Here is an 11,684-nt window from a genome sequence, read left to right as displayed (position 1 = left end):
GCGATGCACCGCACCAGCCGCCGCGGGCCCCGCCCTGCGGGCGGGCGGCGCTACTTCGAAGACACGACCTAGACGTCGAACTCCTGCGGCTGGAGGTCGAGCGCGAAGCACGCCTCGCGTACGATCGCCCGCTCCTGCGCGTCGAAGTTGCCGTCGGCGCCGCCGATGACGATGCCGATCTGGATGACGGCACGCGCCTCGGTCGGCTTCTTCTTCGCCTTGGCGACTTCCTGGAGCACGTTGACCTTGCCGAGCGCCGGGTCGGCGATGAGCTTGTTCAGGTAGTCGTCGAAGCGCTTCTGCAGATCGGCGGGCGGGAAGTTCCGCAGCACGTCGTTGCTCGTGATCAGCTGCGTGACACGCTGGCGTTCGGCCGGGTCGATGGAACCGTCGGCCGCCGCGACCAGGGCGCACATCGCCATGCTGGCGTCCCGGAACGAACCGCTCTTGAGGTCGTTCTTCTTCGCCTCCAGCTGGGTCTGCATCGTCTGGGCGGATTCCTTGATGCGATCCCACAGGGCCATGAGTGCTCCGTATGTCTCGGGCTGCCCGCACCGGAGGAAGGGATGGCACGGACAGTGTCTGTTTCTACAGTGATGTAGAAGTTATCAGGTCTCCGAGGTGCGACCGTTCTCCCAGGTACGGGCGTCGGACTCCCGCCACATCGGCGGCTCGACGGGCGTGCGCCGCGCCGGACGGAACGGCACCGCACGCGCGACACGCGGGGCGAACAGCACCTTCGGCGGCGCGGTGAGGTGCGGCGCGGAACTGGCCATTTCTCCGGTTCCGTACGGCAGTTGACAGCGGGAGTCCAGCATGTCGGAGCTGACGCACGGTGCCGGACGTTGTTTGGAAGGTGACCATGGTGTCGCTGAGGGGACGCGGCCCTACGCGCCGTCGGACCCGGCCGGTGCGGCGCTCGTCTCGCGGAGCGCCTCCGTGAGCCATTCGACCCACATGCGCTCCAGATCCATCCCGGCGCGCAGCACCAGATGCCGCAGCCGGTCCGCCTCCGTCTTCCCGGCCGGGTCCCTGCTCCCGCCCGTCTCCGCCGACCCGCCCGTGCCCGTCTCCTCCGCCTTCTCCACCGCCTTCGCCGCGAAGTCCCGCGCCTCGATGTCCGTGTACTCGGCCAACTGCCGCTCATGGAGGGCGAGATGGCGCCGCAGCTCGTCCGGGAGTCCCTCGGTGCCGACCACCGCCGCCGCCCGCATCCTCAGCAGCAGGGGGTCCCGGACCGGCCTGGGATCCTCCCTGCCCGACACCCAGCCGGTCAGCTCCTCGCGACCGGCCGGCAGCACCTCGTACTCCTTCTTCCGCCCCCGGGCCGGCCGCGCCGACGTCAGGGCGCGGATGTATCCGGACTGCTCCAGCCTCCCCAGCTCCCGGTAGATCTGCTGATGCGTCGCCGACCAGAAGTAGCCGATCGAGCGGTCGAAGCGCCGGGTGAGTTCCAGGCCCGAGGAGGGTCTTTCGAGGAGGGCGGTGAGGATGGCGTGGGGGAGGGACATGACCGCATCCTAAAAGTTCGGACCGCCGGTCAGATCGTGGCGGCCAGCCGCGTCCCCTGGTCGATGGCGCGCTTGGCGTCGAGCTCGGCGGCGACGTCCGCGCCGCCGATGAGATGCGCGGAGGCCCCGGCCGCGCGGAGCGCGTCGTACAGCTCGCGCCGTGGCTCCTGCCCGGCGCACAGGACGACGGTGTCCACGGGCAGGACGGTGGGCGAGCCCTCGACCGTCAGATGCAGTCCCTCGTCGTCGACGCGGTCGTAGACGGCGCCCGAGATCGTGGTGACTCCCCGGTGGCGCAGCTCGGTGCGGTGGATCCACCCGGTGGTCCTGCCGAGTCCGGCGCCGACCTTGCCCGTCTTGCGCTGGATCAGGTGGACCGTCCTCGGCGGCTTCGGCCGTACGGGCTCCCGCAGTCCACCGGGGGAGCGGTAGTCGGTGTCGACTCCCCACTGGCGGAAGTAGGCGTCGGCGTCCAGGCTCGCCGCGTCGCCGCTGTCGGTGAGGAATTCGGCGACGTCGAATCCGATGCCGCCCGCGCCGATGATCGCGACGCGCTCGCCTACGGCGACATCGCCGCGCAGTACGTCGAGATAGCTGACCACGCGGGTGTGGTCGATGCCGGGGATCCGGGGCGTACGGGGCGTGACGCCGGTCGCCACGACGATCTCGTCGAACCCGGCCACCGCCGTACCGTTCATCAACTCCTCCGCCGTGACAAGGGTGTTGAGTCGTACCTCCACCGCCAGGTGCTCGAGCCGGCCGCGGAAGTAGCGGAGTGTCTCGTTGAACTCCTCCTTGCCGGGGATCCGTCTGGCGATGTCGAGCTGCCCGCCGATCTTGTCCGCCGCGTCGAACAGTGTGACCCGGTGCCCGCGTTCGGCGGCGGACACGGCGCACGCGAGACCGGCGGGGCCGGCCCCGACGACGGCGACCCGCTTGGCGTGCCGGGTGGGGGAGAGGACCAGCTCGGTCTCGTGGCACGCCCGCGGATTGACGAGGCACGAGGTGATCTTTCCGCTGAACGTGTGGTCCAGACAGGCCTGGTTGCAGCCGATGCAGGTGTTGATCGTGTCGGCGCGCCCGTCGCGCGATTTCACGACGAAGTCGGGATCGGCCAGGAAGGGGCGTGCCATGGAGACCATGTCGGCGCGCCCGTCGGCGAGCAACCGCTCCGCCACCTCAGGGGTGTTGACGCGGTTGCTGGTGATCAGCGGCAGGGAGACCGACCCCATCAGCGCCTTGGTCACCCAGGTGTACGCGCCGCGCGGCACGGACGCGGCGATCGTCGGGATCCGGGCCTCGTGCCAGCCGATACCGGTGTTGATGAGCGTCGCGCCCGCCGCCTCGATCTCCTTGGCCAGCGTGACGACTTCGGCGAGCGAGGAGCCGCCCGGCACCAGGTCGAGCATCGACAGCCGGTAGATGAGGATGAAGTCGGGGCCCACGCGCTCCCGGATACGGCGGACGATCTCCAGCGGGAAGCGGACGCGATTCTCGTAGCTGCCGCCCCACCGGTCCTCGCGCCGATTGGTGCGCGCGGCGATGAACTCGTTGATGAGGTAGCCCTCGGAGCCCATGACCTCGACGCCGTCGTACCCGGCCAGCCGCGCCAGTTCCGCCGCCCGTACGAAGTCCTCGACCGTCTCCTCCACCTCGTCGTCGGTGAGGGCGTGCGGGACATGGGGGCTGATGGGGGCCTGGAGCGCGCTCGGCGCCACCAGGTCCGGATGGTAGGCGTACCGCCCGAAGTGCAGGATCTGCATCGCGATCCGGCCGCCCGCGCCGTGCACCGCCGAGGTCACCCGCAGATGCTGCTCGGCCTCCGCCTCGGTCGTGAGCCGGGCGCCGCCCTCGTACGGCCGCCCCCGGTCGTTGGGCGCGATGCCGCCGGTCACGATCAGGCCGACGCCGCCGCGCGCGCGGGCGGCGTAGAAGGCGGCCATCCGGGCGAAGCCGTTCTCGGCCTCTTCCAGGCCGACATGCATCGAGCCCATCAGGATCCGGTTGGGGAGGGTGACGAAGCCCAGGTCGAGCGGGCTGAAGAGTCGGGGGTACGGGCTCGGGGACGGGCTCATGGGGGGCTCCTCGCGCGGTGGCTACTCACTAGTAGTAGACCCGGCGGGACACTTTGTGCAACCGGTTGCACAAAGTGTGGCCCGTCTCTCTCCGCGTACTGCCCCTGTCCGGCGGCGCCGGTCCTCGCGGTGGTCAGACCTTGCGGTAGCTGTACGCCTCCACGGCCGCCGCCTCCACCGCGTCCAGGTCCGCGCCCGCCGACGCCGTGACCACGGCCGCGACCGCGCCTTCCACGAAGGGCGCGTCCAACAGCCGTGCGCCCGGAGGCAGTTCGTCGCCCTCGGCCAGCAACGACTTGACGGTCAGCACGGCGCTGCCGAGATCCACCAGAACGGCGACGCCCGCGCCCCGGTCCACCTCGGCGGCAGCCCCCGCGATCAGCTCGGAACTCGTACCGAACCCGCCGTCCGGAGTGCCACCGGCGGCGGCCACCGGAGCGGTCGTGCCACCGCCCGCGAGCCCGACGGCCAGTTCGGCGACGGCCTCCGCGACCGCCCGGCTGTGCGACACGAGCACGATGCCCACCGGCTTCTCGGTACTCATCCGCCCGCCACACCCTCACCTGTCACGCCTTCACCTGACACGCCCTCGCCCGCCGTCGCCGCGAGGGCCGCGATCAGCAGCGCGGAGGACGTGGCGCCCGGGTCCTGATGCCCGATGCTGCGCGCACCGAGATAGCTGGCCCGGCCCTTGCGGGCCTGGAGCGGTACGGTCGCCACCGCGCCCTCGTCCGCGGCGGCCGACGCGGCGGCGAACGAGGTGCCGAGCGCCGCCACCGCGGGCTCCAGCGCGTCGATCATCGTCTTGTCCCCGGCCTTCGCGCCACCCAGCTGCGCCACCGCGGCGACCCCGGCTCCCAGGGCCTCGGCCAGCTGAGCGGGCGTGACCTCGGCGGAGTCGCCGAGCGCCTTGCCCGTACGCCGCAGCAGCGTCCCGTACAACGGCCCGGACGCGCCGCCCACGGTGGAGATCAACTGCCGTCCCGCGAGGACCAGTACGGCGCCGGGGGTGGCCGGCGGCTCGCTGTCCAGCGCCGCGGTCACGGCCCGGAAGCCGCGCTGGAGATTGCTGCCGTGGTCGGCGTCGCCGATCGCCGAGTCGAGCTCGGTGAGATGGCCGGCCTCCCGTTCCACGGAGGCGGCCGCCGTCGTGAGCCAGCGGCGGAAGAAATCGACGTCGAGCACCGGCTCGGAATCCTGGTCGGGCACAAGGTCTCCTCGAAGAGCGTCGGGCGTACGGGTCTGCGTCTCTACGGAGTCAGCGGCCCCAGCGCAGTGCGGGCGTCTGCACCGGCGCGTCCCAGAGCCGCAGCAGATCCTCGTCGACCTGGCAGAGCGTCACCGAGCACCCGGCCATGTCGAGCGAGGTCACATAGTTCCCGACGAGCGTACGGGCCACCACGACGCCGCGCTCGGCAAGCACCCGCTGCACCTCGGCGTTGAAGCCGTACAGTTCCAGCAGCGGAGTCGCTCCCATACCGTTGACCAGCGCGATCACCGGGCCCGACGGGTGCAGATCCTCCAGCACCGCGTCAACGGCGAAGTCCGCGATCTCGTGCGAGGTCATCATGGCGCGCCGCTCACGCCCCGGTTCGCCGTGGATCCCGATGCCCAGCTCCAGCTCGCCGTCCGGCAGATCAAAGGTCGGGCTGCCCTTGGACGGGGTCGTGACGGCGCTGAGGGCGACACCGAAACTGCGCGCGCTCTCGTTCACCTGCCGCCCGATCGCCTCCACCCGCTCCAGCGGCGCGCCCTCCTCGGCGGCGGCGCCGGCGATCTTCTCCACGAAGAGCGTGGCACCCGTACCGCGCCGGCCCGCCGTGAACAGGCTGTCCGTCACGGCGACATCGTCGTTGACCAGCACCTTGCCGACGCGGATGCCCTCGTCCTCGGCCAGCTCGGCGGCCATGTCGAAGTTGAGGACGTCGCCCGTGTAGTTCTTGACGATGAACAGCACACCCGCACCACTGTCCACAGCGGCGGCGGCCCGCACCATCTGATCGGGTACGGGACTGGTGAACACCTCACCCGGACAGGCGGCGGAGAGCATCCCGGGCCCCACGAAGCCCCCGTGCAGCGGCTCATGCCCGGAACCGCCGCCCGAGACGAGCCCCACCTTTCCCTCGACGGGGGCGTCGCGGCGTACGACGACACGGTTGTCCACATCGACGGACAGCTCGGGATGCGCGGCGGCCATCCCACGCAGCGCGTCGGCGACCACGGTCTCCGGGACATTGATGAGCATTCTCAACGGATCCTCCTGGGGAGGTAGCGGGCGGGCGATCGGTAACGGTCGATGGCGTCCCCCGGCGGGGCTGTCGCTGATTCCACTCCGGCTTCCTGGCTGGTCGTCAGGCCGCGTCCGGCCCGGCTCGCCCATGGCCGGCGCCTTCAGTATCGAAGAGGCAGGCGTGATCGTGAAGCCTGGCGCGCGGACGTCGTGTGGATAGTGGGCGGTGGTCCTGGCTGCGCGAGTCGATGCCGGTTGTCCACAGCCTCACCGGCTCGGGGCCGTCCCGCGGGCGCCGGCGTGGCAGCAGGAGCCGCCGTCGACAGCCGCGTTGGTGAGCGGGGCCCGGCGTTGTTGCGGGCGAGGTCGGCTCGGTGCTGTCGGCGCCGCGTTCCTGTTCATGAGCTGGTCGGCGAGTGCGGGGGCCGGTCCGGCGGAGGAGGGCGCTGATCACGCGCCGGGGATCGGCGCGTTCGGCCGGGGGCGTACGGGTAGCGCGGGTATGTGGGGCGTCCATGGGGCGGTGGGCTTCCACGACGACCCAGCACACGGTGACGGCGTCGTACACGAGGTTGGTGGTGCTTCGGCGGCGGCGCGCGTCGGCGGTGGTGGTGGTGATGGAGGACATCCGCGCCTCCCACGCCATCCGCCGGCCGGAGCCGGTGGTGGCCAGGACATCGGCAGGCCATCGTCCGTCGGGCCGCGAACTTCGAGTGCGGCCCGGTGGCCGACTCCACGGCTCGCCGCCGCGCACGGTGGGTTCGGTGAAGCACCGCGCGGGGCGTGACCCGGTGGGTGCTCCCAGGCCCGGCCGCACCCCAACTCGTCCTGGGTGGCATCGAGTAGGCCGGGGACGGGGTGGCGTGCGGCCGGCGGTATGACGCCGGAGGCTCGTGGTACGCGGAGCGGAGTGGACGCCGAGCAGCCACTGGGCGAAGTGCAGCGCCTCCCCGCGCCCTCATCCCGCGGCCCTCGCCGAACTCATTGACAGCGGGCTGACCCCCTGTCACCGTCTCGTCTGACAGCGGCAGTTCTCGGAGGAATCTCCGAGGGGCCCGCCGCTCGATCCTCCCCCCACCCGCGTCTCCCTCGCAGCAGCTGAGTCACCGCCGATGTGGGAGCGCTCCCAGAGAGGGCTGCACTCATGAGAAAGTTACTGCGTACGCTCGTCGCGTCGGCATTCGCGTGCCTGCTCCTGCCCCTCGGCACCGGGCAGGCCGACGCCGGAGTCCTGGCCGATCCGATCGGCATGACCAGCGGGTTCTACGCGGACCCGAACTCGACTCCGGCCGTATGGGTCGCGGCGAACCCCGGCGACGGACGGGCGCCGGCGATCCGGGACAACATCGCCTCGCGGCCCATGGCCAGGTGGTTCGGTTCCTGGAGCGGTGACATCGGGGCCGCGGTGGGCTCCTACGTACGAGCCGCGGACGCCGCCGACAAGCTTCCCGTCCTGATCGCCTACAACATCCCCGGCCGCGACGCCTGTGGCGGCCACTCCGGCGGTGGGGCGGGTTCTCCGGCAGCGTACCGCACCTGGATCTCCGCCTTCGCCTCGGCCGTCGGCGGTCGACCGGCGCTGGTGGTGATCGAGCCGGACTCCCTCGGTGATTTCAGCTGTCTGTCCCAGCAGCAGATCGATGAGCGCAACGCCATGCTCAGAGACGCCTTGGCGCAGTTCTCCGCGCACGCGCCCAACACGTGGACGTACCTGGATGCCGGAAATCCCGCCTGGATCGACGCGGGCACCATGGCCCGGCATCTCGACGGCGCGGGGGTCCGACAGGCGCACGGCTTCTCGTCGAACATCTCGAACTACTACGGCAACGGCCGGAACGTCAGCTACGGCAACGCCATCAACTCGGCGCTGTCGGCGTCCTACGGCTACACGAAGCCTTTCGTCATCGACACCAGCCGCAACGGCAACGATTCCAACGGCGAGTGGTGCAACCCCGCCGGGCGGAGGATCGGGGCCGTCAGCCAGACGGGCGGCGGGGCCGAGATGCTGCTGTGGCTGAAGACCCCCGGCGAGTCCGACGGCAACTGCGGAGTCGGCGCAGGCTCCGTGGCCGGTCAGTTCCTCCCGGAAGTCGCGTACAAGATGATCTACGGATACTGAGAGACCGCCCGATTCGTCACTGCGGGCTGCTTCCTCCCGGTCGCAGCCCGCAGCCTGTAGTCCGCAGCCCGTAGTCATCGGTCCCGTCCCGGGCTCCACCACCATGTCGCCGGTGATCCAGAATTCTGGAACGCCGCAGAGTCTCGTCGGCCCCGGATCGGATTTGACGTCAGGGCCAGCTCGGTGCCGGGCCGGGTAGCGGACTGGCACCCTCGGGGCGCAACCCGTCGAAGAGGACGGGGAGGTAACGCCGCCACAGGGCCGGCTTCGGGTTCGACAGGAAGCCGGCCGTGTGAATCAGTGCGCAGAGCAGCAGGAGGACGTCGGTCCCGGTGATGTCGGCTCGGACGGTCCCCGACTCGCGCGCCCGGTCGACCAGCGCCCCGACGCTCGCGTGCAGCTGGTCCCGGAGCTCGGCCACCTTCGAATCGCACTCGCTGACCGTCTGAAGAAACGCCATGTCCTGGTACTGCAGGCTGTCCGCGGCCACGGTCAGGAACTCCAGCAGCGCCGGGCCGGGATCGGGCGAGTCCAGGAGTCGCCGGGCGACGGCCGTGAGCGCGCTGAAGCGGCCGCCGACGATCACGGTGATCAGCTCCTCCTTGGTGGCGAAGTGGCGGAAGACGGTGCCCTTCGCCACGCCCGCGCGGCGGGCGATGTCGGCGATCGAGGCGTCGACGCCCCGCTCCGCGAACTCTGTCTCGGCCGCGGCCAGGAGCGCGGCGCGGTTGCGTACCGCGTCGGCGCGCGGGGGGCGAGGGGGTGTAGGCACAGTCGCGATCCTAGCAAGTTGACCGGTCGGTCATGTTGACTCTACTGTCGCCATCAACATGACCGACCGGTCATGTTGTACTTGGGGCGTCGTCCGCCCGGACCTCAGAGGGAAACCCATGAAACTGCACGGCGCCACGGCCCTCGTCACCGGCACGAACCGCGGATTCGGTCATCACCTGGCCGTCGAACTGCTGCGACGCGGGGCGAAGGTCTACGCCACCGCCCGCCGTCCTGAGCTCATCGACATCCCCGGCGCCGAGGTGCTGCGCCTGGACATCACCGACCAGGGATCCGTCGACGCCGCCGCCCAGGTCGCCACCGACGTCGACTTCCTGGTCAACAACGCCGGGTTCACCGGCGTCGGGAACCTCATGACCGGTGACCTCGACACGATCCGGCAGATGATGGACTCGAACTACTACGGCACGCTCGCCATGATCCGGGCGTTCGCCCCTGTCCTGGCCGGTAACGGCGGCGGTGCCATCCTCAATGTCCTTTCGTCCACGGCGTGGACCACGGTCGACGGCAACACCTCTCTCGCCGCCGCCAAGTCCGCACAGTGGGGCCTGACCAACGGTGTCCGGGTGGAACTGGTCGGCCAGAGAACCCTCGTCTCCGCCCTCGTCGCCGGCCCGATCGCCACCGAGACGCTGAGGGACTTCGTCAGGGGTGCCGGGCTCACGCTCTCCGAGGACGTGAACGACCCTGCCGACCTCGCCCGACTCGCTCTGGACGGAATCGAGGCGGGGGAGGTCGAGATCCTCGACCGTTTCGGCATCGACGCGAAGGCGACCCTCGCCGGACCTCCGCAAGCCTTCGACCTGGCCGCCATCGCGAACTCGTGACGCGTCCGTCCTCATGACCCACGCGCCCCACGTCCCCCGTCGCCCCGGCCCTCCCACCGCAACTGCTCGGCCACCACGATGTTGCGGCCGGTCCAGAATTCTGGAACGTCGTGCCGCACCGGCAGCACCGCAGCCGGGTCCGTTCGGCGGACGCGGGACAGGCCGTCCCCGGACCCCACATGACCGCCTCGCCTCTGGGCGCCTGACGGCATCATCGCCAACGCGGTGCACCCCGGCGGTATCGCGACGGGACTTCGGCGGAACTTCACCCGGAACAGAAGGAGTCGCTCGACGTGGCTGAGGCCGCCCGGAGTCTTCACGTACGGAACGGTCGAACAAGGGGCCGCCACCAGCGTCGTCGCGGCCGTCGTCCCCGAGGTCGCTCACTCCGGAAGCCGCTACCTCTACGACTCACAAGAGACCTGCACCGTGCCGAACGGCGCCGACCTCGCGCAGCGCCCGCACGGTGTCAGGGAATGGGCGCTCGATCCAGCCACCGCCAAGCGCCTCTGGACCGTCTCGACCGATCTGCTCCGAGCCCATGCGCAGGAGCTCTGTCGGAACGTCAGATCTATCCCGTTTACGGGCCGCGCGGGCGGACGTTAGGGTCGTGAACGTGTTGAGCTCATCGGGGAGTGGGGACTTGGTCGTCGTCGGCGCCGGCATTGTCGGCGCGTCGGTGGCCTATCACGCCGCCCGGGCGGGCGCTGCCGTGACGTTGGTCGACGCCGGGCGGCCAGGCGCCGGCGTGACGGGGGACTCGTTCGCCTGGATCGGAGCGTCCGGCGTACGTAAAGGTCCGGCCGCCGGGCTGCGGGCCACCGCGACGGCGGAGTACCACCGGCTCGGGGCCGAGTTGCCGGGGCTCCCGGTGAACTGGTCCGGCTCGCTGAGCTGGAACAGGGAGGACAGTGCGCCGGACGCCGGGCCCGGGCAGACGATCGTGGACGCGGCCACCGTGGCGACGCTCGAACCCACCCTTCGGCAACCTCCGGAGTGGGCTGTCTGGGCGCCGGATGACGGCGCTGTTGACTCGGTGGGCGTGACCGAGCGGCTGGTCGCGGGCGCCCGCGCCCATGGAGCCCGAGTACATCTGGACACGCGGGTCACCGCGGTCCGCCGGGATACAGCGGGCCGGATCGCCGGGATTGAGACGGCGGCAGGACCCCTCTCCGGTGCGACGGTGGTGCTGGCGGCCGGAGTTGCCACGGCCGCGCTCGGCGCGACGCTCGGTGTGCGCGTCCCGGTCGAACCGTCGCCGTCTCCGCTGTTCCGGCTCAGCGCCCCGGCCGGACTGGTCCGCTCCGTCGTCAACACCGAGGACTTCGATCTTCGGCAGGTCGCCGCGGACCGGCTGATCGCCGCCGCGGACTCGCCCGAACGGACCCTGGCCGCCGTCCGGTCCACCTTCCGTGGCGCCGGGGGCGTCGAGCTGCTCAGCAGCCGACTCGGAGTGCGCCCGATGCCGGTCGACGGTGAGCCGATCGTCGGCCCGGTCGCCGAGGTCCCCGGCCTCTACTTGGCGGTGATGCACTCGGCGATCACGCTCGCCGCGGCCGTGGGCCGCCTGGTCGCAAGGGAGTTGGTCGACGGAACCGTTGAGCCGGCTCTGTCAGGTTGCCGCCCGGATCGCTTCTAGTGGGTAGGTTGGTGCCGCCTCGGCGTCGGGCGACGGCGCGGCGCCGATCAGCCGTCACGGCGGTGATGGACTGGGAGGGCGACCTGCGGCAGTCCCGCTCACGTGGGCGCGGCGCGGTTGATCCGTGGCCGTAAGGGTCGTTGGCGATGGCGCAGCGCAGCGCGGTGCCGCCCTGCCCACGGTCTGGTCCTTTCCGGTCTGAGCTCGAACGATGCTCCGAACGTGATCGCTCGCACGAGGATTCCCCTGGACGCGCTGCGGCTGGGGCCGCCCGACGATGTCGCCGAGGTCACCGCTGCCCAGGTCCGCCGGGTGGTCACCGACCTCATCGAGACGGGGCGCCGGAAGCCGGGTGACCGCGACATCCTGGTTGTCTTCGATGCCGTGCCGGCGATTGGATCGCGCCGCGCGATGCCGGAGCGTTCGAACTGACCCGCCCGGGCCGGTACGGAAATCTCGCGGGTCTGTCGCTGGGCTGCCCCGCCCTCTCG

General features: G+C 70.9%; 12 protein-coding genes. 4 read left to right on the top strand and 8 right to left on the bottom strand.

Going from position 1 to position 11,684, the window contains the following annotated elements:
- Window positions 1-68 precede the first annotated feature (68 nt).
- From P3L51_RS31730 to dhaK, 7 genes are all read right to left on the bottom strand, one after another.
- On the bottom strand, window positions 69-524 hold the full coding sequence (locus tag P3L51_RS31730) for a tellurite resistance TerB family protein (RefSeq protein ID WP_354608784.1): 456 nt from the start codon (window positions 522-524) through the stop codon (window positions 69-71).
- Window positions 525-608: 84 nt separating this feature from the next.
- On the bottom strand, window positions 609-776 hold the full coding sequence (locus P3L51_RS31725; RefSeq protein WP_354608783.1) for a hypothetical protein: 168 nt from the start codon (window positions 774-776) through the stop codon (window positions 609-611).
- Between the two features lie 111 nt (window positions 777-887).
- Entirely contained in the window at window positions 888-1,511 is a 624-nt protein-coding gene (locus P3L51_RS31720; protein WP_354608782.1) for a PadR family transcriptional regulator, read from the bottom strand.
- Between the two features lie 29 nt (window positions 1,512-1,540).
- Entirely contained in the window at window positions 1,541-3,586 is a 2,046-nt protein-coding gene (locus tag P3L51_RS31715) for an FAD-dependent oxidoreductase (RefSeq protein ID WP_354608781.1), read from the bottom strand.
- A 133-nt stretch (window positions 3,587-3,719) separates the two neighbouring features.
- Window positions 3,720-4,130, bottom strand: coding sequence for a PTS-dependent dihydroxyacetone kinase phosphotransferase subunit DhaM (locus tag P3L51_RS31710; protein WP_354608780.1), 411 nt, complete (start codon window positions 4,128-4,130; stop codon window positions 3,720-3,722).
- The gene (gene dhaL, locus P3L51_RS31705; RefSeq protein WP_354608785.1) at window positions 4,127-4,771 is read right to left on the bottom strand and encodes a dihydroxyacetone kinase subunit DhaL; all 645 of its coding nucleotides are present in this window, start codon (window positions 4,769-4,771) and stop codon (window positions 4,127-4,129) included. Before dhaL ends, P3L51_RS31710 begins: the two co-directional genes overlap by 4 nt.
- A gap of 73 nt (window positions 4,772-4,844) precedes the next feature.
- Window positions 4,845-5,837, bottom strand: a complete 993-nt coding sequence (gene dhaK / locus P3L51_RS31700; RefSeq protein WP_354608779.1) for a dihydroxyacetone kinase subunit DhaK — start codon at window positions 5,835-5,837, stop codon at window positions 4,845-4,847.
- Window positions 5,838-6,960: 1,123 nt separating this feature from the next.
- On the opposite strand from dhaK, the gene P3L51_RS31695 reads away from it, so the two are divergent.
- Window positions 6,961-7,935, top strand: a complete 975-nt coding sequence (locus P3L51_RS31695; RefSeq protein ID WP_354608778.1) for a glycoside hydrolase family 6 protein — start codon at window positions 6,961-6,963, stop codon at window positions 7,933-7,935.
- Window positions 7,936-8,104: 169 nt separating this feature from the next.
- Here P3L51_RS31695 and P3L51_RS31690 read toward each other — a convergent pair whose 3' ends face one another.
- A complete protein-coding gene (locus tag P3L51_RS31690) occupies window positions 8,105-8,707 on the bottom strand; it encodes a TetR/AcrR family transcriptional regulator (RefSeq protein ID WP_354608777.1) in 603 nt (200 codons plus the stop codon).
- A 118-nt stretch (window positions 8,708-8,825) separates the two neighbouring features.
- Between P3L51_RS31690 and P3L51_RS31685 the strand changes: the two genes are divergently transcribed.
- The 3 genes from P3L51_RS31685 (at window position 8,826) to P3L51_RS31675 (ending at window position 11,625) form a co-directional block, all read left to right on the top strand.
- A complete protein-coding gene (locus tag P3L51_RS31685; RefSeq protein ID WP_354608776.1) occupies window positions 8,826-9,554 on the top strand; it encodes an SDR family NAD(P)-dependent oxidoreductase in 729 nt (242 codons plus the stop codon).
- Window positions 9,555-10,164: 610 nt separating this feature from the next.
- A complete protein-coding gene (locus P3L51_RS31680; protein ID WP_354608775.1) occupies window positions 10,165-11,193 on the top strand; it encodes an NAD(P)/FAD-dependent oxidoreductase in 1,029 nt (342 codons plus the stop codon).
- A gap of 222 nt (window positions 11,194-11,415) precedes the next feature.
- On the top strand, window positions 11,416-11,625 hold the full coding sequence (locus P3L51_RS31675) for a hypothetical protein (protein ID WP_354608786.1): 210 nt from the start codon (window positions 11,416-11,418) through the stop codon (window positions 11,623-11,625).
- Window positions 11,626-11,684 lie beyond the last annotated feature (59 nt).

It is taken from the genome of Streptomyces panacea (genome assembly GCF_040560175.1).
Taxonomy (GTDB): Bacteria; Actinomycetota; Actinomycetes; order Streptomycetales; family Streptomycetaceae; genus Streptomyces; species Streptomyces panacea.
Note: the sequence above shows the minus strand (reverse complement) of the source record. Positions and strands in the feature narration are given on the sequence as shown.

Excerpts from the sequence above, each read along its gene's own strand:
- P3L51_RS31710 (WP_354608780.1), bottom strand. The coding sequence starts at position 4,130 with ATGAGTACCGAGAAGCCGGTGGGCATCGTGCTCGTGTCGCACAGCCGG.
- P3L51_RS31715 (WP_354608781.1), bottom strand. The coding sequence starts at position 3,586 with ATGAGCCCGTCCCCGAGCCCGTACCCCCGACTCTTCAGCCCGCTCGAC.
- P3L51_RS31685 (WP_354608776.1), top strand. The coding sequence starts at position 8,826 with ATGAAACTGCACGGCGCCACGGCCCTCGTCACCGGCACGAACCGCGGA.
- P3L51_RS31720 (WP_354608782.1), bottom strand. The coding sequence starts at position 1,511 with ATGTCCCTCCCCCACGCCATCCTCACCGCCCTCCTCGAAAGACCCTCC.
- P3L51_RS31695 (WP_354608778.1), top strand. The coding sequence starts at position 6,961 with ATGAGAAAGTTACTGCGTACGCTCGTCGCGTCGGCATTCGCGTGCCTG.
- P3L51_RS31730 (WP_354608784.1), bottom strand. The coding sequence starts at position 524 with ATGGCCCTGTGGGATCGCATCAAGGAATCCGCCCAGACGATGCAGACC.
- P3L51_RS31725 (WP_354608783.1), bottom strand. The coding sequence starts at position 776 with ATGGCCAGTTCCGCGCCGCACCTCACCGCGCCGCCGAAGGTGCTGTTC.